Annotated in this window: 19 protein-coding genes and 1 pseudogene; 9 read left to right on the top strand and 11 right to left on the bottom strand. The window is 65.8% G+C overall.

Translation table 11 applies throughout. From position 1 onward, the window contains the following. Positions 1-418: 418 nt before the first annotated feature. The 3 genes from ABFP37_RS20110 (at position 419) to ABFP37_RS20100 (ending at position 3,299) form a co-directional block, all read left to right on the top strand. Entirely contained in the window at positions 419-2,170 is a 1,752-nt protein-coding gene (locus ABFP37_RS20110; protein ID WP_347034706.1) for a thiamine pyrophosphate-dependent enzyme, read from the top strand. Between the two features lie 307 nt (positions 2,171-2,477). Further along, on the top strand, positions 2,478-2,651 hold the full coding sequence (locus ABFP37_RS20105; protein ID WP_347034705.1) for a hypothetical protein: 174 nt from the start codon (positions 2,478-2,480) through the stop codon (positions 2,649-2,651). A 180-nt stretch (positions 2,652-2,831) separates the two neighbouring features. Then, on the top strand, positions 2,832-3,299 hold the full coding sequence (locus ABFP37_RS20100) for an NUDIX domain-containing protein (protein WP_347034704.1): 468 nt from the start codon (positions 2,832-2,834) through the stop codon (positions 3,297-3,299). Between the two features lie 87 nt (positions 3,300-3,386). Here ABFP37_RS20100 and ABFP37_RS20095 read toward each other — a convergent pair whose 3' ends face one another. The 4 genes from ABFP37_RS20095 to ABFP37_RS20080 all read right to left on the bottom strand — a co-directional run bounded on the left by ABFP37_RS20095 (position 3,387) and on the right by ABFP37_RS20080 (position 6,121). Continuing rightward, the gene (locus ABFP37_RS20095) at positions 3,387-3,764 is read right to left on the bottom strand and encodes a hypothetical protein (RefSeq protein WP_347034703.1); all 378 of its coding nucleotides are present in this window, start codon (positions 3,762-3,764) and stop codon (positions 3,387-3,389) included. A gap of 267 nt (positions 3,765-4,031) precedes the next feature. Then, positions 4,032-4,985, bottom strand: coding sequence for a 5'-3' exonuclease (locus ABFP37_RS20090; protein ID WP_347034702.1), 954 nt, complete (start codon positions 4,983-4,985; stop codon positions 4,032-4,034). A 78-nt stretch (positions 4,986-5,063) separates the two neighbouring features. Next, positions 5,064-5,495: a hypothetical protein gene (locus ABFP37_RS20085; RefSeq protein ID WP_347034701.1), complete on the bottom strand. Its 432-nt coding sequence runs from the start codon at positions 5,493-5,495 to the stop codon at positions 5,064-5,066. 128 nt (positions 5,496-5,623) lie between these two features. Continuing rightward, complete coding sequence (locus tag ABFP37_RS20080) at positions 5,624-6,121, bottom strand: hypothetical protein (protein ID WP_347034700.1); 498 nt, start codon at positions 6,119-6,121, stop codon at positions 5,624-5,626. A 240-nt stretch (positions 6,122-6,361) separates the two neighbouring features. Between ABFP37_RS20080 and ABFP37_RS20075 the strand changes: the two genes are divergently transcribed. After that, positions 6,362-6,631 (top strand): hypothetical protein, encoded by a 270-nt coding sequence (locus tag ABFP37_RS20075; RefSeq protein WP_078026887.1) that lies wholly within the window; start codon positions 6,362-6,364, stop codon positions 6,629-6,631. Here ABFP37_RS20075 and ABFP37_RS20070 read toward each other — a convergent pair whose 3' ends face one another. Continuing rightward, the gene (locus ABFP37_RS20070; protein WP_347034699.1) at positions 6,632-7,354 is read right to left on the bottom strand and encodes a LysR substrate-binding domain-containing protein; all 723 of its coding nucleotides are present in this window, start codon (positions 7,352-7,354) and stop codon (positions 6,632-6,634) included. Between the two features lie 243 nt (positions 7,355-7,597). On the opposite strand from ABFP37_RS20070, the gene ABFP37_RS20065 reads away from it, so the two are divergent. Further along, positions 7,598-8,371, top strand: a complete 774-nt coding sequence (locus tag ABFP37_RS20065) for an EamA family transporter (protein WP_347034698.1) — start codon at positions 7,598-7,600, stop codon at positions 8,369-8,371. 132 nt (positions 8,372-8,503) lie between these two features. Then, positions 8,504-10,603, top strand: a complete 2,100-nt coding sequence (locus ABFP37_RS20060) for a transglycosylase domain-containing protein (RefSeq protein ID WP_347034697.1) — start codon at positions 8,504-8,506, stop codon at positions 10,601-10,603. 150 nt (positions 10,604-10,753) lie between these two features. On the opposite strand, the gene ABFP37_RS20055 is transcribed toward ABFP37_RS20060, so the two are convergent. From ABFP37_RS20055 to ABFP37_RS20040, 4 genes are all read right to left on the bottom strand, one after another. Beyond that, positions 10,754-11,683 carry an NAD(P)-dependent oxidoreductase gene (locus ABFP37_RS20055; RefSeq protein ID WP_347034696.1) on the bottom strand — a complete coding sequence of 310 codons (930 nt, stop codon included), beginning with the start codon at positions 11,681-11,683 and terminating at the stop codon, positions 10,754-10,756. Between the two features lie 4 nt (positions 11,684-11,687). After that, positions 11,688-13,607, bottom strand: coding sequence for a TRAP transporter large permease subunit (locus ABFP37_RS20050; protein ID WP_347034695.1), 1,920 nt, complete (start codon positions 13,605-13,607; stop codon positions 11,688-11,690). Between the two features lie 85 nt (positions 13,608-13,692). Further along, on the bottom strand, positions 13,693-14,613 hold the full coding sequence (locus tag ABFP37_RS20045) for a DctP family TRAP transporter solute-binding subunit (protein WP_347034694.1): 921 nt from the start codon (positions 14,611-14,613) through the stop codon (positions 13,693-13,695). Positions 14,614-14,810: 197 nt separating this feature from the next. Further along, on the bottom strand, positions 14,811-16,169 hold the full coding sequence (locus ABFP37_RS20040) for a Gfo/Idh/MocA family oxidoreductase (RefSeq protein WP_347034693.1): 1,359 nt from the start codon (positions 16,167-16,169) through the stop codon (positions 14,811-14,813). A 212-nt stretch (positions 16,170-16,381) separates the two neighbouring features. On the opposite strand from ABFP37_RS20040, the gene ABFP37_RS20035 reads away from it, so the two are divergent. Next, positions 16,382-17,416, top strand: coding sequence for a LacI family DNA-binding transcriptional regulator (locus ABFP37_RS20035; protein ID WP_078026879.1), 1,035 nt, complete (start codon positions 16,382-16,384; stop codon positions 17,414-17,416). An 8-nt stretch (positions 17,417-17,424) separates the two neighbouring features. Beyond that, positions 17,425-17,736, top strand: coding sequence for a putative quinol monooxygenase (locus ABFP37_RS20030; protein ID WP_347034692.1), 312 nt, complete (start codon positions 17,425-17,427; stop codon positions 17,734-17,736). 26 nt (positions 17,737-17,762) lie between these two features. Here the strand turns inward: ABFP37_RS20030 and ABFP37_RS20025 are convergent, their stop codons facing one another. Together ABFP37_RS20025 and ABFP37_RS20020 are read right to left on the bottom strand one after the other, a co-directional pair. Then, complete coding sequence (locus ABFP37_RS20025) at positions 17,763-18,416, bottom strand: alpha/beta hydrolase (protein ID WP_347034707.1); 654 nt, start codon at positions 18,414-18,416, stop codon at positions 17,763-17,765. A gap of 219 nt (positions 18,417-18,635) precedes the next feature. Next, a pseudogene (locus ABFP37_RS20020) lies at positions 18,636-19,106 on the bottom strand (phosphoribosyltransferase family protein); the annotation flags it as partial. Between the two features lie 325 nt (positions 19,107-19,431). Between ABFP37_RS20020 and ABFP37_RS20015 the strand changes: the two are divergent. Then, the gene (locus tag ABFP37_RS20015) at positions 19,432-19,743 is read left to right on the top strand and encodes a CapA family protein (protein WP_260681103.1); all 312 of its coding nucleotides are present in this window, start codon (positions 19,432-19,434) and stop codon (positions 19,741-19,743) included.

Below are 19,743 nucleotides of genomic sequence, written 5' to 3'. Positions count from 1 at the left end.
CCCGCTCACCCTGCTCGTCACCCTCGTCGCCTGCGCCCTCATGGTCGCCGGCTGGTACGCCTGCCGCAAACGCATCCACGAAATCGCCGAAACCCGCGACGGCTACACCGGTGCCGCGCCGGTGGTGGCCAACCGGACTCCCATCCGGTAGCAAGTCGCGCCACCGCCCCGGTTTCCACAGTCCCCAGACCCCAACAACAACCGACGAAAGACCGCCATGAACCGACACGACCTGCTGCGCCCCCAACCCGACCGGGCGCCAACGGAAAACCAGCCGATTGACAGCTGCGAGGACGGCTGCTTCTTCTGCACCGGACCGGAAACCGACTAGGCGCCACCGGCGCCTCCACCCAACACACGTAAACCCACACCCAACCCAAGAAGACAAATAGTGATGACAACGGAGTCCGCATCCACCATGACCACAACCCACACGCAACCGTTCGAAGGCCACATCCCCAACCACTCCGCGGCACAAGCCCTCCCACCGGCCGCGCCGTCCGGCCCGGACGGCGCGCGCGGCCCGGGCGGCGGCAGCACACTGAAATCCGCCGGGCACGTGATTGTTGACGCCCTGGTGGCCCACGGAGTGGACCGCGCCTACGTGGTCCCCGGCGAGAGCTTCCTGGACGTGCTGGACGGGCTGCACGGTTCGGACATCGACACCGTGGTCTGCCGGCACGAGGGCGGGGCCGCCTACATGGCTGAGGCCGACGGCAAAATGAACCAGCGGCCGGGCGTTGCCATGGTCACGCGCGGCCCGGGTGCGGCCAACGCCCACGTTGGCCTGCACACCGCCTGGCAGGACTCCACGCCCATGCTGCTCTTCGTCGGGCTGATCCCCTTTGCGCACCGCGACCGCGAAGCATTCCAGGAATTCGATATCAAGGCCTGGTTCAACACCGGGGCCAAGCGCGTCATGGTGCTCGATCACGCCGAGCGCGCCTCCGAGATTGTTGCGGAAGCCATGTTCGCGGCCATGAGCGGACGGCCGGGGCCGGTCGTTGTCGGCCTGCCGGAAGACATCATCCGCCAGCAGGTTGATCCGGCCCTGCACCCCGCTATCCCTGTGGCGGCGGGCGGCATGAGCACCACGGACGCCGAGGCACTCGCCGCCGCCCTTGCACTCTCCAAGACGCCACTTTTCGTCACCGGCGGCAACGACTGGACCCAGGAAGCGGCCAGCCAGCTCACCGAATGGCTGGAAAGGCACCACATCCCGGCCGCCGCGGAATGGCGAACCCAGGGAACGGTCTCCTTCGACTCCCCGTCCTACGTTGGTCCGATCGGATACGGCCGCCCTCGCCCCACCTACGACCTGCTGGAGGAGACCGACCTCCTCGTTTTCGTCGGGACCGTCCCGGGGGACGTGATCACGGACGGATTTGTCTGCCGGCAGGACTGGAACAAGAAGAACTTCCTCGTCACCATCGACCCCTCGCTGCGCGGCCGCTCCGGCCCGGTCTCCCGGCAGATCCTGGCGAAACCGGACGCATTCGTCCGGGATCTCGCCGGCATCGAACTGCCCGTGAAGGAGGAGTGGAAGGCGTGGACGGGCAGGATGCGCGCCGAGCAGGCGTCCTTCGCCGCCCTGCCGCCGGCCACACCGGGTGAGGGACCTGCACGGATGGACACGCTGATGGCGAACCTCGTCCCTCGACTGCCCGAGGACGCCATGGTGACCTTCGGGGCAGGCGAGCACACCAACTGGGCGCACCGGTATTTCCCCACCCGGTGCTACGCCTCGATGATCAGCGCCAGAAACGGTTCCATGGGCTATTCCGTGCCCTCGGCCATCGCCGCATCACTGGCCAGCCCGCAGCGCCGGGTGGTCACCATCGCCGGCGACGGGGAATTCCTCATGAACGGCCAGGAGCTGGCCACCGCGGCCCAATACGGCGCCACCCCGCTGATCATCGTGATGGACAACCAGGAGTACGGCACCATTCGCACCCATCAGGAACGCCACTACCCGTCCCGCGTCTCCGGCACGCAGTTGAAGAACCCCGACTTCGGCCTCATGGCCCGGGCCTTCGGCGGCTTCGGCGTCACGGTCACGCAGGACAAGGACGTGCCGGCGGCCCTCGACGCCGCGCTCGAGGCCATCGATCGGAACGGGGTGTTTGCCCTGATCCACCTCATCGTCGAACAACGGGTCAAGGCGTACTGACTGTCCAAGTGGCACGGCGGAACCGCGAAAGGGTGGCTCCCCTGCGGGCCCTCCAGCACGTTGTGATGAGTCTCACCTGCAATGAACGCAAATCCGCTTGAGACGCAATCGCCCCGCCGGGCATCATGGAATGGACGGCCGAGCGGCCGAGAAGCAAAGTTAAACCCAACCTGGTGGACGCAACGAGGCCAAACCAGTGAGCTCAGCCGAGCTGCACAAGGTCTCCGAACGTTCACGGTTTGGACTGTTCCGGGCTCCGCGCCGATGCGGCGGCCCTTGACCGAATTAATGAATGAGGCACCGAATAATGACGTTCGAAACCACTGACTCCGTAACGCTGAAAATCTGGGACCGGTCTGCGATTGACCACACACTGGAGGCAGCCGTACACGAGCTCTCCACCCGGGCCAACGCCCCCAAGCACAGCATCGCGGTCACCTGCAGCGGACCGAACACGTTTACGGTCAGCCTGAGCCGGTAGGACTTTAACCGCTAGAAAACGCAGGCGGACGACGGCGGGAGGTTCCCGCCGTCGTCCGCTGCGTTTGCGGTGCTGCTTGACCGGGCATCGCCCCTCCTGGTGTTGGTGAGGACGCCCTCACCCTTGAACCGAAGTCCCCGGGGCACAATGGTTACCTATGGCTTGGGACGTGGGGGGCACATGACGGTTCGCAGCGCAGGCATCCTGCTGTACCGGCGGGGCGCAGAATCCCGGCTGGAGGTCTGGATTGCGCATATGGGCGGGCCGTTCTGGGCCCGCAAGGACACCCACGCCTGGTCCCTCCCCAAGGGCGAGTACCTCGAGCCCGAGGATCCCCTGGCCGCCGCCTTGCGTGAATTTGCCGAGGAAATGGGCACGCCCGCACCGGCTGCCGACTACCTGCAGCTGGGGACCTTCCGGCAACCCTCAGGCAAGCTCATTACGGCCTTCGCCGCAGAGGCGGACTTTCAGCCCGAGCAGATTGTGAGCAACACGTTTTCGCTGGAATGGCCGAAGGGATCGGGCGTTCTGCAGGACTACCCCGAGATCGATGACGCGAGGTGGTTTCCGGAAGCCGAAGCCCGCATGAAGCTGGTGAAGGGGCAAGTGCCGATCCTTGACGCGCTCATCGGGCACCTCGGTGAATAGGTGAACGGGCGGGGAACCGGACGCAGGACCAAAGTGGAACTCACGACGGCGGGGCCTCCCGCCGTCGTCGCCCGCCCGTCGTCGTTTCTAGCGTCCCCGCCCTGGCTCCGTGGCCGTGACGGTAAAGGAAGCGTTCAGCTTCACCGTTGCCGGCGAGCCGTCGGCCTTGATGATGTGGGCTTCGTAGGCAGCGCCCTCGGCGTCGGTCTCGACACGCTGGACCGTTGCCCCGGGATTTGCCGCGAGCACAGCCGCCCTGACCCTGGCTGCCGGGGTCCCGGTCAGCAGCTGCTCCGTGATCCCGTTGGCCTGGTGGCCGCCCTTGGCTGCCGTTGCAGCGGAGGGGCTGTCCGACTGGCTCGGGAATGACGCACTGACGGGTCCGCCCATGGCGAGATAGATGCTGCCGCCTGCGAGGCCGGCGACCAGAGCTGCGTTGACCACGCCTTTTTCAACCCTGTTCATGACTTGCTCCTGGCTTCCGCGGTCCAGCCGACTCGGAAATGCCTCCGCCTTGCAGACCGCTCATTGATCGGGCCGTCGGATCCCGGCGCCGCCGATCCGGGGAGCGACAAGGCGGAGTCTACCCACGTGCATGCGTGGCTACCAGAGGCAATGGCAAAGCGGCACCCTTGCTGCGGGATTCCGACGCATCGAGAGGAGACAGACCAGTCTGTCTCCTCTCGCTGAAAATGACTCAGCGCTTCGTGGATGCCAGCTGGACGTGCTCGTTCAGTGACGCAGGTCCAGCGCTTCGAGGAGCCGTTTGACTGAGCCGCCAAGGTTCCAATCGGTGGCGAGGCGCTCGAGTTCGGCGCGCGAATCCCCCTCCACGGGGTGCAACTGCGCGCCGGATTCCTCGAGCGTCGGCAGTTCGAGGTCACGCACGATCTTCACGACGGTGGGCGCGACCTCGAGGTAGTCGGCGGCCGCAGCCAGCTTGGACCGCACGGATGCGGACAGCCCGCTTGCGGCATCCGTCGCGGCCTCGAGCAGCCCGTCGAGTGTGCCGTACTCCAACAGCAGTGACGCGGCGGTCTTCTCGCCGATGCCGGCAACGCCTGGGAGCCCGTCGGAGGCGTCGCCGCGGAGCGTCGCGTAGTCGGCGTACTGCTGGGGCAGCACGCGGTACTTGCCGACGACGACCGCGTCGGTGATGACTTCGAGGTTCTTCATGCCACGCGCCGTGTAGATCACCCGCACCTGACGGTCGTCGTCGACAACCTGGAAGAGATCGCGGTCGCCGGTCACCACGTCGACCGGAAGGTCGGCGTGGCTGGCGTAGGTGCCGACGACGTCGTCGGCTTCATGGTCGGCAGCTCCCACGACGGCGACGCCGGCGAGGTCGAGCACACGGCGGATCATCGGAATCTGCGCCTCAAGTGCGTCCGGCACCACCTCCACATCGGGGGCGCCGGCCACCACCTCCGCGACCCGGTGCGACTTGTAGGTAGGGATGAGGTCCACCCGCCACTGCGGCCGCCAATCGTCGTCCCAGCACGCAACGAGATGCGTGGCGCCGTAGTCGGTGGTCAGCCGCGCGATCATGTCCAGCAGACCGCGGACGGCGTTCACCGGGGTGCCGTCGGCGCGGCGGATCGTGTCGGGTACGCCGTAGAAGGCGCGAAAGTACAGCGACGCAGTGTCCAGCAGCATCAGGCGGTGGGGCATAACCGATCCTGACACGGAATCGCGCGATTTCTCTGGAGCGGCACGGTCCCGCGCTTCGTCACCGGGCAGCACTGGAGGGAGGCTGGTGCCTGTTCAGTCGTCGCTTCCGTGGCCGCCGCTGCCGCCGTTCCGGAGGCCGCCCTTGTCGTCGCCGGGCGTGCTGACGACGCCACCGCCGGGAGCCGGGGTTGCGATGGTCCCGCCGCTGCCGGGTTGGGAGGTCACGGCGCCGCCGCTCCCCTGTGCGGGCGAGGGGGGAGCTGTCCTGGATGGTGCTGGTTTTGCGACGGCGGGTGTGCCACTACTTGCCTGGCCGGCCGGCTTCGGTGTCGCGTTGGGCCTGGCAGGAGTGTCGGCCGGGGCAGGAGTCTTGGTGGCGGAATCGTTTGGCAGCAGGATATTGCTGGCGTTGCCGAGGGTCGACGTGCTCGAACTGTTGAGCGTGTACGTGTTCGCGGCCAGGGCGGCAGAGCCGGTAATAAGGATCCCGGCAATTGACAGTGCCAGGGCTGCCTTGGATTTCATGGTTCAACTGTAGGGCAGCGATGGCGGAGATAGATGAAAAGGACATCCAAGATACGTCCAAGAGAACGGTCCACCCGAGTTGCCGGGAGGACCGTTCGTGGGCTGGCTCTTGGTGCGTCAGGCTGGGATTAGTCGTCGCTGCCGTGGCCGCCGTGGCCGCCGCTGTCGTCTCCCGGTTCGGGCGCCTTCACAAGGCCGCCGTTGTCGTCGCGGGGCTCCGCACTGGATGCCGGAGCCGACCGGAGGCCGCCTTTGTCGTCGCCGGATTCCGCCGTGGCGCGAAGACCCCCTTTGTCGTCGCCCGGCTCTGCTGTGGTGCGGAGACCGCCATTGTCGTCCCCTGGTTCGGCAGGACGGGAGGCCTGTTTGGCTGCTGCTGCTTTCTTGTCGTTGGCCTGCTTGTCGTCGCTGGCCTTGGTGGCTGCCTTCAGCGTTGCGCTGGGGCTGGCCTTGGCCGGCGCTACGGCAGGGTTTTTGGTGACGGAATCGTCCGTGAGGCGGACGTTCCCGGCGTCGTCGCTGACACCAGTGCCTGAGCTGGGCGTCTGGGAATTGGCCGCGAGGGCGGCGGACCCGGTGAGGAGGATGCCGGTGAGGGACAGTGCGAGGGCTGCTTTTGTTTTCATGGTTCAACCGTAGGAATTTGTTGGAAAAGGTAGGTCCAGAACAAATCCAAGAGTCATCCAAGCTTGGTGCGGCAAACATCGTGAGCTAGTTTGCGGGCCCCGCGGGGATCCACGGCTCGGCATCGCTCCGCGAGACGATGAGAAGACTCTCAGACAAGTCTCACGTGCGACTCAGACTGGGCGCTCATGATGGAAGCAGTTGGCAGGACTAATGCGTGAGGCTCAGGAAAGGAGTCGGAGATGCTTACCAAATTTCAGTCCCGCGAGAACGCTGCCGGTGACCGCGCACAGGATCTTGCCGAGTCAGGCTCCGGTACGCATGAGGCTACCGGCGGGACTATCCTTCGCGAGCAGATTATCGACATCATCCTGGACGTTCTCTCCGAATCCGCACCGGTGCGGCCCGAGGTACGCGCCGGTCTCCTGAAGCACCTCGCGGAAAATCCCGGGAACCCGGAAAGGGCGTTGCTGGATCACCTTCGCGACCCGGGCCTCAGGGAGACCCGGTAATCAGGCACGGTGCCCGCCGCGGTTTTCGGCGGGTGGGGTTTCGGCAAAAGCTTGCCGGGCCAGGCGCGCAAAGTCGGCAATGAGGACTGACGGGTCATCCTTCCACGAGGCAAGGAGTACCGATATCGGCGGCGCATCACGGACCACCTTGTAGACCACTCCCGGCCGTGGGTACTGTGCCGCGGTCGCCTCGGAGGACATGCCCATGGCCTTTCCCGTGGCGATGAGCGTGAGCCAATCGTCAACACCCTCGACATAGCGGACGGATGAAGGCTGGGCCTCCGGACCCCAAAGATTTTCCGCGGTGGTGCCGGTGCGGCTGTCGACGGCGATCGTCCGCTCTGCAAAGTCGGCCATGCGCAGGAACCGCCTGCGGGCCAGCGGATCCGTGGCGGCCACCGCGGCATAGCGGCGCTCCGTTCCAACCAGGGTTTCAGTGAAGCGCGGGTCATTGAGCTGCCGCCGGACCACCGCCAGATCGACTGATCCCCCGCCCAGGCCGGCCGTCGGGGAGCCCGACTGGACCCACATGAGTTGAACTCCGGGGTTTGCCTCCTCCCAGCGGCGCTGCAGGGCTATGGTCCGGCCGCCCAGCGCGGACCAGGCGTACCCGACCCGCAGCTCGCTGGCTTGGGAAGTTCCCAGGCTGATGGCTGCGTCGGTGAAGGTCCGGGCCTCGTCGACGGCCACGAGAGACCGAAGATGGCGCAGCTCAAGATTCATACGGTCATCGTATAGAACAAGTAGCGGAGGCATTTATTGGTTTGAAAATTTTCCCCCACACTTTGGGGATATGGAGACTTACGCAGAGGACAGCTTCGGCCCGGACGGCCGTCAGGCAACCCAATCCCGGTCCCGAATTCTCGGCGGCCTGCTGACCATGACGGGCAGCGGCATCAGCAATCAGATCGGTGCGGGATCGGAGCGCATGCTTTCCCAGCGCTTGGGCCGGCGGGGGTGGTCGCCGTGCGGCAACTCGTCGCCGCTGCCGTGCTCCTGCCGGCGGCCCGGCCACCCCTGCACCGCCTGACGTGGAAACAGTGGTGGCCGGCGCTCCTGCTGGGCGGAACGATCGCGCTCATGAACATCTGCCTCTACGTCGCGATTCAGCGCATCGGGCTGGGCCTGGCCGTCACCCTGGAGTTCCTCGGCCCGCTGGCAATCGCCCTCACGCGGTCCAAGTCCAAACTGGACGTGCTGTGTGCGGTGAGTGCCGGCGTCGGGGTTTACGTTCTTGTACTGCCAGGACCTTCCAGCGACTTTCCCGGCATTGGCATCGCGGTGGCCGGGGCCGCCTGCTGGGCGGCCTACATCATCCTGAACGGGGTGGTTGGCCAGCGGCTGCCAGGCCTACAGGGCCCGGCAGTTGCAACCATGGTCTCCCTGGTGTTCTACCTGCCGGTGGCCGCATATCTCCTCTCGGCGGGGTCGTTGACGGGTCCGGCGCTGTTGTTGTCCGTCCTCGCCGGAGTGCTCTGCTCTGTCATCCCCTACGCCGCGGACCTCAGTGCGCTCCGTCACGTGCGGCAGGCATTCTTCGGCGTGTATATCAGCATCAACCCCCTCCTCGCAGCCCTCTCAGGAATGATCGTGCTGGGGCAGATTCTCGCCTTGCATGAATGGCTGGGAATCGTGCTGATCGTCGCCACCAACGCGGCAGCCATTCTGCTGGCGGGACCTCGTCCATCGCCCGTGGTGAGGGCGGCCAGCGAGGCGCCGCCTGCGGGGCGGCACCTCTGAATTTGCTCTCTGGATCGCGTGCTTTTCGGCGAGTATTCTGGTGTCACATCGGACGGGGTGTGAGCTGCAGTGATGGCACGGAGAAGCCTGTTATCCCGGTTTCGCACGTTTCTGGCAAGGATGCTCGGATTCGTGCTCCTCAGCGGGATCTGCGGCGTCTTGGTGGCCGCGTTCCTGGTTCCGCAGATTGCCGCTGCCGGCACCGCCGTGAGCGGGTCGATCAGCTTCTTCAACGGCCTGCCCACCGAGCTTGCGGTGCAGCCGCCGGCGCAGACCACGAGGATGCTGACGGCGGACGGGAAGGTCATCGCAACGTTCTATGAGGAAAACCGGGTGCGGATCCCGCTCAAGGACATGTCCCCCTACGTCAAGGATGCGATCGTCGCGATCGAGGACAGCCGCTTCTACGAGCACGGCGGCGTGGATGCGCAGGGCGTTCTCAGGGCACTAACCAGCAACCTCACCCAAGGAGAGAGGCAGGGTGCGTCTACCCTGACCCAGCAGTACGTCACCAACGTGGCCAATGAAGCCAGAATCTCCTCCGGCCGTGAGGATGAGGTGATCCTCAGCGGGCAGAAGAACATCGGTGACAAGCTGCGTGAGATGCGGCTGGCGATTGCCCTGGAGAGGAAATTCACCAAGGATCAGATCCTGGAGGGCTACCTCAATATCGTTTTCTTCAACCGCACTGCGTACGGCATCGAGGCCGCCGCCCAATACTTTTACAGCGTGCCGGCCAGCAAGCTCAACCTGCCCCAGGCTGCCCTGCTCGCCGGACTGGTGAACAGCCCCAGCTTCTACGACCCCGTGGCCAACCCCAAGAACTCCCTGGCACGGCGCAACCAGGTCTTGGACGCCATGCTCAGCCAAGGCAAGATCACCAAGAAGCAGCATGACGCCGCCGTCGCCACCGGTGTCGGGGTGAAAATCAGGCCCTCGAGGCAGGGCTGCGCCGCGGCAGCCATGGCACCGTATTTCTGCGACTACGTTTCCCATCTGATCCTCAACAACCCGGCTTTCGGCGCAGACACGGAAGCACGGGAACAGAGGCTGCGCCGCGGCGGGCTGACCATCACCACGACTTTGGACAGCCGGCTGCAGGCAGCGGCCCAGGCGCAGGTGAACGCCACGGCAGGGGCAAACCCGGACAAATGGGGCGCCTCGCTGGTCACGGTCCAGCCCCTGACAGGCAGGGTCTTGGCGATGGCGCAGAACACGGTTTTCCTGGCGCAGCGCGGGAAGTTCGACTCGCAGCTGAACTTCAATGTGGACGCCAAGGACCCCAACGGCAATGACCTCAACGGCGCCGGCGGATTCCAGCCCGGATCGACGATGAAACCGTTCACGTTCGCCGAATGGCTGCATCAGGGGCGGGCCATGACCGAGGTGGTGGATGCTTCGCGGCGCGAGTACCCGCTGGGATTCCGCTGGCGGTCCTCCTGCGGGAAAGTGATCGGCGGCTACAGCACCAAGCAGCGCAGGGCCGGCCTGGAAGTAGCCGATGACCTGCAGAACGCCTCCCCCGGCTACTACCGGAAGATGCCGGCCGATTACGGCCTCTACAACTCCATCAACACGGCAACGTTTGCCGAGGCGGCACAGCTGGACTTCTGCGGGATCCAGAACATGGTCAACAGCGTGGGCCTGCGCAGCGGTTTGGACGGCACTCCCATCAGCATGCACCAGCTGGGGAACCTGCTGGGCGGCACTAGCGTGTCCCCGATGTCCATGGCTGCCGCCTTCGCCACCTTCGCCGCCGACGGCCGGTACTGCGCGCCGATTGCGATCCTGCGGGTGGCCGACTTCGCCGGACGGGCGCTCCCACACCAGGACCCCGACTGCCGCGACGCCGTGGACCCGAACGTGGCCCGGGGCGTGAACAAGGCGCTGCAGGACATGCTCAACAAGGGCTCCGGGGTCTATATCAACCCCAAGGTCCAGAGCCGCGTACCGGTGGCCGCCAAGACCGGCACCAACAACAGCAACAGCGCCACGTGGGTGCTCGGCTACACCACGGGCCTGGCCACCGCCTCCTTCTTCGGGGACGCCCTTGAAGGCCAGCAGCGCCCCGGCAAGAACCTCACCGTCAACGGTAAGTTCTACTCGCGGATTGACGGTTACATGATCGCCGGCCCGCAGTGGGCCAACTACATGCTCAAAGTAGCCCGGCTGTACCCGGCTAAGGCCTTCCCCAAACCGCCGGCATCCATCGTCGGCAAACCTGCCAAATAGCGCCCGACGCCGGCCGGGTCACCCGGGATGGCGTCGCCGGCCAGGTCAGGACGGGATGCCACTGGCACCACACTCTTCGTCAGCGGTACCAGAACAGCTTTATCCATCGATTTCATAAAAGCTGACCGGGTACCGGTTCAACCAACGTGATCAGGCGGCCGCAGCTTCGGATCCCGCGAGGATGGACCGGTAAATCCCGGTGTGGTCCAGGTCGCCGTCACCTGCAGCGATCATCACTTCGAACGCGCCACGGACGCTTGTGGAGAGCGGTAGTTGCAGCCCGGAGTCCTTCGCGATCTCCGCAATGAAGTTGAGGTCCTTGAGCTGGTTTTTCGCGGACCCGCCGCCTTCGAAGTCCCCGCCGATCCAGCGCGCTCCCTTTTGCATCAGCACCTCCGAGCCGGCCAGGCCGCCGGCCAGCACGGATTGAACCTTACCCAGGTCCAGTCCGGCGGCGGTCGCAACGGCCATCGCCTCGGACAAGGCCGTGACCGTAGCGGCCACGACGATCTGGTTGCACGCCTTCACGGTTGACCCCGCGCCGGTCTTGCCGAACCAGACGACCGTCGAACTGTAGAGCCCGAACAGCGGCGTCAGGCGCCCCACGGCGTCGGCGGGGCCTCCGACCATCGTGCTCAGCCGCCCCTCCTCCGCCCCGATGGTTCCGCCGCTGAGCGGCGCGTCGATGACGGTCAGTCCGTAGTCGCGCAGGCAATCCTCGGCAAATTCCGCGACGGCCACCGGCGAGACGGTCCCGTGGATGACCAGGACCGGGTTGCGTATTCCGGCAGCCGCCCATCCTGCCAGCAGGCCGTCCTCCCCGGGGAGGAGGGCCGCGACCTGGGGCAGGTCGGGCAGCACCGTCAGGACCACCTCCGCGGCGGCCTCCGCCGGGGAGCCTGCCACCCTGCCTCCGGAGATCGCCTGGGCCTTTGCTGCCGTGCGGTTCCAGAGGGTGAGGGGAAGGCCGCCGCTGAGGATGTTCCTGGCGATGGGAGCACCCATCGGCCCGGTGCCGCACAGCGAGACGGTCAGCGCAAAGTCGGGCAACTGCTTTTGGGTGTTGATCGGTGTCGTCATGAGCCTAGAAGGGGATGAGTCCGGCAGCGGCGGGCAGGAAGGTGCTGAACCACGGGACGGCGGCAAGGACAAGCAGCCCGAGGAAGACGGCGATGAGGTAGGGCCAGAAGTGCTTGAGGCTCTTCTCCACGGTTTCATGCCCGGTTGCACAGGCAACGTAGAAGCCGACGCCCGCCGGCGGCGCGAAGGACCCGATGCCCATGGAAATGATCAGCACCATGGCGTACTGCACCGGGTTGACGCCGAAGTCGATGGCGATCGGCAGGAGCAGGGGTGCGAAGATCAGCACCGCCGGAAGGCCCTCGAGCAGCTGGCCCATGATGATGAGCAATATGACGGTGAACAGCATGAACAGCACCGGCGAGTCGCCCAGCCCGGACATGAGGTCGTGGATCTGCTGTGACACACCGGCCAGGGCGAGCGTCTGGGCGAGCGGGGATGCGGCGGCGATGATGAACAGAACCATGCCGGCCGTCGTCGTCGTTTCCCGCAGCGTGTCGCCGAGCAGGCGCCTGCTGCCGCGGCGGTACGCGGCGGCGAGGATGAAGGCGTAGGCGACGGCCACGGAGGACACCTCGGTGGGAGTGGCGAAGCCGCTCAGGATGCCCACCACCATGCCGACAGGGAGCAGGAGGGTGGGAATCGCGAAGAAGGTTGCCGACCCCCGTGCGCGCCAGGTGGCCTTGGGGCTGGCGACGCCGCCCTGCTTGCGGGCGCGGAAGAAGACGAGGCCCATGACCACGAGGGCCAGGAAGGCGGCGGGAACGAACCCGGCCAGGAACAGCGTGGTGGTGGAGATGGTGGTGATGGATCCGAGGATGAGGAGCACGATGCTGGGCGGGATCGTCTCGCCCATGATGGCCGAGGCTGAAAGGACGGCGACGACTTCGCCGCGGGGGTATTTGCGTTCTTCGAGCATCCCCCGCATGGTGGTGCCGACGGCGGCGACGTCCGCGACCTTGGAGCCGGAGATGCCGGAGAAGATGTACATGGTCACGACGACCACCTGAAGCAGGCCGCCGCGCAGGTGCCCGATGAGCGCGTCGACGAGTTTGGCCAGCGGGAGGGTGAGGCCGGCGGAGTTCATGACTGTGCCGGCGAGGATGAAGAACGGGATGGCCAGGAGCACGAAGCCCTTTGCCCCCGAGGCCATGCCGATCGGAATGGCGCTGACCTCGGAAATGCCGCCCAGGTAGAGGTAGATGCCGGAAGCCAGTGCGAGGACGAACGCGATCGGCAGGCCGAGGAACAGCAGGACGAACAGAACGATAAGCACGACGGCGAGAAGCAGGTTGGGTGAGGCATAGTAGAAAAGCGGCTGCGAGACCAGGACGGCGGCCGCCAGGACTGCCGTGATGCCGACGGCCACAAGGACAGTGCGGCGTTCCTGCCGCCAGAGCTTGAGGACCGCGAACCAGGCGATGAGCACCATGCCGATGGAGAAGGGCAGCGAGACCCAGAAGACGGGCAGCTGGAGGATCGGTGTTTTCTCCTCGATCTGCTGCACGAGGGTGGGAACGAACAGCGCAAACGCCCCCGCGCTCATGACGAACACAAGGCAGTCGACGAGGGCTGCCAGGTAGGGCTTCCAGCTCGCCGGGAGGCGCATGATGAGTGCCTGGACGGACATGTGCGCGCCCTTGGGATACGCGATGGCGCCGCCGATGAAGGCGATGGACAGCAGGGCGATTTCAGAGACTTCCTGGGTCCAGAGCACCGAGTCACCGGTGACCACCCTGACCGTGATGTTCAGGAGGATGACGACGAGCTCGGCCAGGATCGCCGCGCCCACAATTCCTTCCAGGACTTTGTCGAGCCAGACGGCGCCGCTCCAGCGCGGTGCGACGTGACCGTGGTGGAGAATCTCTTCCGCGTCAGACGGAAGGACCTCTTCGAGTTCCCTGGGTGCGAGTGTATGTTCCATGTTCTTCCAGACTGTCAACGTTGAGAGCGGGGATGTTCGGCTGAGGTCCGGAGCGCGGCACGGCGCTCCGGACCTCAAGATGCTGCTACTTGGCGGCGGCAATCGCCTGATCGAAGAATTCCTTGCCGATCAGCTCGGAGAACACCGGGTAGAGGCTCTTGGACACTTCCTTGAACTGCTCAAGCCCGGCGGCGGACGGCTCGTTGGCCGTCATGCCCTTGCTTGTAAGCTCAGCCAGCTGCTTCTCGGACTGCTCCTTGTCGTAGCCGGTCTTGAAGGTCGCGGTCTCGGCGGAGGCATCCGTGAGGGCTTTTTTCTGCTCTTCGGTGAGCGAGTCCCACTTCTTGTCGGACAGCGCCAGGACCCAGGCGTCGTTGATGTGGTGGGTCAGGGAGACGTACTTCTGCACCTCGGAGAACTTGTTGGTCCAGGGCACCTCGATCGGGTTTTCCTGGCCGTCGATCGTTCCGGTCTGCAGGCCGGTGAAGACCTCGGAGAACGCCATCGTCGTCGGGCTCGCGCCCAGCTTCCCGAAGAAGTCGGTCCACAGCGGGTTGCCGGGGACGCGGATTTTCAGGCCCTTGAGGTCGGCCGGCTTTTCAATGGGGCGCTCGGAGTTGGTGATCTGCCGTCCGGTGCGGGTGAGGAAGGACAGCACCACGGTGTTTTTCTCGGCGAGCTTGTCCTTGAGGACCTGGCCCGGCTTTCCTTCCAGGAACGCCGCTTCCTCAGCAGTGTTGTCGAAGAGGTAAGGGATGCTGATCGCATTCATTTCCGGCACCACCGACGCGTACACGGAGGTCGAGAGAATGAGCGCGTCCAGGGAACCGCCCTGCAGCCGGGTGACGGCGGCGTTCTGGTCTCCGCTGAAGCTGGTTCCGTTGGGGACGACCGTCACCGCGACAGAGCCGTTGGATGTCTTCTTCACCTGGTCGGCGAAGTGCTGGGCCGAAACGCCGACGGAGGACGTGAGCGGGTCCGGGATGGACAGCTGGATCTTGGCCACGGGCCCGCCCCCGCCGGGCGCTCCGGAAGCGCAGCCGCGAGGAGCGAGGCGGCAAGAGTGCATGTCAGCACTCCGGTGAGGGCGCGGGTCTTGGATTTCATGTGATGCCTTTCTTCATTGGAAGGAGTCTGGTTCCGGAGGCGTGAAACGACGTCGTCATCTCACAGCCGGCCCGGGGAGGGGTTGGAGCGGAGTGGTTAGATGCTGAGGGCGGCTTCGGCCACGAGAGCTTCGGTTTCACGGCGCAGCTCAAGGGCCTGGGACAGTGAATCGTCCATGATGACGTCTTCCCACCGGACAGTCGCGCCCTTGGCGATGTCGGCACGGAGTTCCACGTGGTGGGCGAGCGCCACCGGCAGGGCCCCGATGGCTACGGAGTGCTTGGCCGAGACAAGCTTGCCCCACACCGTGAAGCCGCCTTCGCCGTCGAGGAATTCGCCTGCCTTGAGGTCCTTTTTGGCGGTGGCCACGACGTCGCCGAAGAAACCGACCGGGGACCCGGTAGCGATGCCACGAAGGGCTGCGTTGGCGATGGACATATTCAGTTCGAGGCCCACGTAGTGGTAGGGGCGGTAGAGCGCCGCGTACTGGCCGGTGGGGTCCGGGTGCCAGGGGTACTCGTTGAAGCAGCCGGAAACATACGCGTTTGTGGCCTTGACGACGACGAACACGCCTTCCTGGGTGTTGTGGCTGATCCAGCTGCCGTCGCGGTTGACGCTGGACATGACGTCGACGCTTCCTTCATGGGCCAGGGCGCCGCCGACGTCGGCAGGGCGGCAGATCGTGGCGATTTCCTCCACGTCGCCCGGGGTGAAGGACAGCCCGTTGTCGGAAGGGGTCAGGCCTGCGCCGTTAGCGACGGCCGCCATCTCGATGGAGGCCTTGGTGCCGTCGCGGAACGAGGTGTGCATGTAGGGGTTCAGCTGCCCGGAGTCGGTGAGCTCCTTGGAGAACTCCCAGTTCTCCCAGACGTTGTCCGGGTTCATCTCGTGGTAGTGCTCAAGGTACTTTGCGCCCTTGCCGGCACAGACGACGTCGAAGCCGCTGGTCCGCGCCCAGTCGACAAGTTCCATGATGAGGGCCGGCTGGTCGCCGTAGGCCATTGAGTAGACCACGCCGGCTTCTTCTGCGCGCTTGGCCAGGGCCGGCCCCGCCAGGGCATCCGCCTCAACCGTGACCATGATGATGTGCTTCTTGGTTTCAATGGCGCGCAGTGCGTGCTTCACCCCGACAATGGGGTTTCCCGTTGCCTCGACGATGACGTCGATGTCGATGTCGACGTCGAACAGTTCGTCCGCATTCGCAACGATGGTGGTCGAACGGTTCTTCAGCGCCGTGGCGATGTCGGGGGCGATCTGGTTCTCGGGCCACCCAACCAGCGCGAAAGCGCCTTCAGCGCGCTTGACGTTGATGTCGGCGATGGCGACGACGTGGATACCGGGAATGTTGTTTGCCTGGGCCAGGTACATGGTGCCGTAGCGGCCAGCTCCGATGAGTCCGACTCGAACCGGGCGGCCCTGCTGCTCGCGATCGCTGAGAAGTTTGTGGAGGTTCATGGGGATCTCTCTGGTTGACGTTTCGCGCCGGAGAGGAGCTCTCCACCTCAGGGGCGGAGCAACTTCTTCGTCGCGGTGTGAGCTGATTTCGGGACCGAGTGGAACCGGTTCCACTTTTGTACCAGTCGGTGTTAGGCTGTGTCAACAGGTCCGGTGAATCGGAGCATGACCGGCATTGCACGCTCAAGGCAGGACCTCAAGGAGGAGGAGACATGAAAAAGGCCCCGACTATTCGCGATGTCGCGGCGGCGGCGGGTGTATCGGTCTCCGTGGTGTCCCGGGTCCTGAATCCCGAATCCGGACCCGTCGCGCCGGCAAAGCGCGAACAAGTATTACGGGTGATTGCGGAGCTCGGCTACCGGCCCCGCGCCGCGGCCCGGGAGCTCAGTGCAGGCCACGCGCTCACCATCGGGCTCGTGGTTGCGGATCTGGCCAACCCCTTCTTCGCCCACCTTGCAGACCGCGTCGTCTGGGAGGCCCGCAGCCACGGAATACAGGTGGTGGTCATGACCACCCAGGAGGACCCCCACCTTGAGGCAGACTCCCTTGACACTCTCCTCGACCGCTCCGTTGGCGGCGTCATCGCAACGCCCACTGGCGGCAACATCGAGAAGTGGGAACGGCTGCGTGACCTCGGCGTAAACGTTGTCTTCGTCGACCGCACCATCCCGGAGCTCGAGGATGTGGACGTCGTCAGCATCGAGAACTCCGATTCAGCCCGCCGCGCCACCGAGCACCTCATCGCCCTCGGCCACACCCGCATCGGCCTCATCACAGGCCCCACGAGCACCTCCACCGGCCAGGCACGGATCGAAGGCTACCGATCCGCCCACGACAACGCGTCCATCACGGTGGATCCCATGCTGATCCGGGACGTACCGTTCCGCGGAGACGGCGGCGGCGACGCCGTCGGGTCCCTGCTCGCGCTTCCGGACAGTCCCACGGGACTCATCGTCGCGAACACCGCCCAGGTGCAGAGCTCCGTCCGCCGCCTCGTTCAGGTCGGCGTGCGGATACCTGACGAACTCTCCGTCATCGTGTTCGACGACAATCCGTGGACCGAACTGACCAACCCGCCGCTCAACGTGATCCGCCAGCCGATCGATATGCTGGCCGTGCACTCCGTCGAACTCGTCCTCGGACGGATGCAGGGCCGGCTGCCGGCCGGTGCCCGAACCATCGAGGTCAAGGCGGACTTCGTGCCGCGCAACAGTTCTGCCCCTCTTATCCGCTCCGCTGCAAGTTAAGGAATCCCATGACCGTCATCGTCACTGCTGTATTCACGCCGAAAGAGGGCGCCTTCGACGACGTCGTCGCGGCCCTCTCCCCCGCCATCGCCGAAGTCCACGAAGAACCGGGCTGCCTGCTCTACGCCATCCACGAGGACCCGAACGGCCAGGTCCTCATGATTGAGAAATGGGAAACCGCGGAGCTGCTCGACGCCCACGGCGCGGGCGAAGCCGTCCAGCGGTTGAATGCCTCGCTCGAGGGACTCCTGAAGGAGCCTGTAGAAGTGACCCGCCTGGCCCCGATCGTTGCCGGGACCCAGCACCAGGGACTGCTCTAGCCACAGCTGCTGGGCGGTGGCGTTGGTCATCGGGCGGGCTCGGTCCCAGGTTCCACCTCCCGGGGCAGGTACTGGACAAACCAGTCCCTGGCCAGGACGGCTGCCTGCTCCAATGTCCCGGGTTCTTCGAAGAGGTGGGTTGCGCCCTGAACCAGCTCCAGCCGGTTGGTGCAGTGCATCCGGACCTGCGCCCCGCGGTTGAGCTCGAGCACCCGGTGGTCTGCGCTGCCGACAATCAAGAGCGTCGGGGCGCGCACAAGGGCAAGCCACGGGCCGGCCAGGTCCGGACGGCCTCCCCTTGAGACGACCGCGCTGACCTGACGCCCCTTTTCGGCTTGTTCAGCCGCCGCCCACAAGGCGGCACCGGCTCCTGTACTCGCGCCGAAGTAGCCCACGCCGCACGTGGCCGTGTCCGGCCGGCTGCCAAGCCAGTCCGTAGCCGCCGTCAGCCTGCGCGCAAGCAGTTCGATGTTGAACACGTTGGCGCGCTCAAGCTCCTCGCCGGGGCTGAGCAGGTCCAGAAGCAAGGTGCCCAGGCCCGCCCGCTGGAGTACCGCGGCGACGAATCGGTTCCGCGGACTGTGCCGGCCGCTGCCGCTGCCGTGGGCGAACACGACCACTGCCGCAGCCGGCCGGGGAAGGTTCAGGTGTCCCCGGAGTGGCACTCGGTCCGAAAGAATCTGCACGTCTTCATCGGGGCCGGGGTTGCCGGGGGCCGACGTCGCCCTCTGCGCACGCCGGGCGGCCGCTTCCAGCAGCCACACCACCTCGTCATCACTGGTCGGCGAAAAGTCACGGTAGTGCTGGCTGACAGCGGTGAGGTGCCGGGGCGTGAAGAGGCACACCACCTCGTCCGCCTCCGGCAACGAGCGGAGGATGTCGGCGGAGGCAACAGGAACGGCCAGGACCACTCTCGCCGCCCCCAGCTTGCGCGCGATGCTGCAGGCCACGCGGGCCGTTGATCCGGTGGCAACCCCGTCATCGACGACCACGGCGGTGCGGCCGCGCAGATCCATGGGCGGCCGGCCAGCACGGACGCGTGCCACCCGACCATCAAGCATGCGGCGCTCCCGGTGTTCAACAGCCCGCAGGTCTGCATCCTTGACCCGTGCGAGTGCGAGGACGCGTTTGTCCAGGGTGAATGCCCCCTTTTCCCCGATGGCTCCCATCGCGAGTTCGGGTTGGGACGGTACCCCCAGCTTGCGCACGACGATCACATCGAGCTGCGCATCGAGTGCCCGCGCAACCTCGAAGGCCACCGGCACTCCGCCGCGGGGCACGCCCAGGACGACGGCGTCCGCCCCACGCAAATACTCCAGCCGCAGCCCCAACTGCCGCCCCGCATCAGCCCTGTCCGCGAAAATGCCCATGACTGCGACGTTCCCATCAACACGGCGGCCGCAGATCCGTGCTGCGGCCTACTGCTCCTCCTCCCACTATCCCGCACGAATCCCGACCCTGCGAGGCCCTTTTTTGCGCGGAACCGCTGAAGGTTCGACGGCGGATACCGCCTCCGCCGCTGGATTGGCACCCGTCTGGAAGCGGGGCATCCTGATAGCAAGAGCCTTGCGAGTTGGAGGTGGGGCATGCAGATCGCGCTCCTGGGGGAGGGATCGGCGATCTTCAGCCGGTCGTTGACCAGCCGGCCCAGCATGATACGTCCCTGTGGATGCCGGCGGCGGGAGGGTCGCGGGTTTGCTGGAACTGGTCCGTCAGACGAAGGGCCGGGTCCAGTTGCTGGTCACGTCGGCACATTGGGGCGGCAACTGGGGATCGGAAGTCCCGGCCGCCCATCGAAGGTTGGCCCGGTCGCTGATCGAGGCAGGGGCCGACGTCGTGTTCGGGCATTCGGCCCACATTTTCCGCGGCGTCGAAATCTACAGGATGCAGCGGCTGAGCACACAGCTCGGCACGCGGAGCAGCTGGATCGGGGGCGAGAACGCCCTGGACATCCCGATCTGCCCGGAGCCGGACCGAACGGACCGGCCCGACGGCGGATCACCCTAA

The organism is Burkholderia sp. RS01 (assembly GCF_039748055.1).
In the GTDB taxonomy this organism is placed as follows: domain Bacteria; phylum Actinomycetota; class Actinomycetes; order Actinomycetales; family Micrococcaceae; genus Arthrobacter.
Note: the sequence above shows the minus strand (reverse complement) of the source record. Positions and strands in the feature narration are given on the sequence as shown.

Coding starts and splice junctions, on each gene's coding strand:
- ABFP37_RS20075 (WP_078026887.1), top strand. CDS start 6,362: ATGCTTACCAAATTTCAGTCCCGCGAGAACGCTGCCGGTGACCGCGCA.
- ABFP37_RS20110 (WP_347034706.1), top strand. CDS start 419: ATGACCACAACCCACACGCAACCGTTCGAAGGCCACATCCCCAACCAC.
- ABFP37_RS20040 (WP_347034693.1), bottom strand. CDS start 16,169: ATGAACCTCCACAAACTTCTCAGCGATCGCGAGCAGCAGGGCCGCCCG.
- ABFP37_RS20070 (WP_347034699.1), bottom strand. CDS start 7,354: ATGAATCTTGAGCTGCGCCATCTTCGGTCTCTCGTGGCCGTCGACGAG.
- ABFP37_RS20100 (WP_347034704.1), top strand. CDS start 2,832: ATGACGGTTCGCAGCGCAGGCATCCTGCTGTACCGGCGGGGCGCAGAA.
- ABFP37_RS20085 (WP_347034701.1), bottom strand. CDS start 5,495: ATGAAATCCAAGGCAGCCCTGGCACTGTCAATTGCCGGGATCCTTATT.
- ABFP37_RS20095 (WP_347034703.1), bottom strand. CDS start 3,764: ATGAACAGGGTTGAAAAAGGCGTGGTCAACGCAGCTCTGGTCGCCGGC.
- ABFP37_RS20030 (WP_347034692.1), top strand. CDS start 17,425: ATGACCGTCATCGTCACTGCTGTATTCACGCCGAAAGAGGGCGCCTTC.
- ABFP37_RS20055 (WP_347034696.1), bottom strand. CDS start 11,683: ATGACGACACCGATCAACACCCAAAAGCAGTTGCCCGACTTTGCGCTG.
- ABFP37_RS20050 (WP_347034695.1), bottom strand. CDS start 13,607: ATGGAACATACACTCGCACCCAGGGAACTCGAAGAGGTCCTTCCGTCT.
- ABFP37_RS20035 (WP_078026879.1), top strand. CDS start 16,382: ATGAAAAAGGCCCCGACTATTCGCGATGTCGCGGCGGCGGCGGGTGTA.
- ABFP37_RS20080 (WP_347034700.1), bottom strand. CDS start 6,121: ATGAAAACAAAAGCAGCCCTCGCACTGTCCCTCACCGGCATCCTCCTC.
- ABFP37_RS20105 (WP_347034705.1), top strand. CDS start 2,478: ATGACGTTCGAAACCACTGACTCCGTAACGCTGAAAATCTGGGACCGG.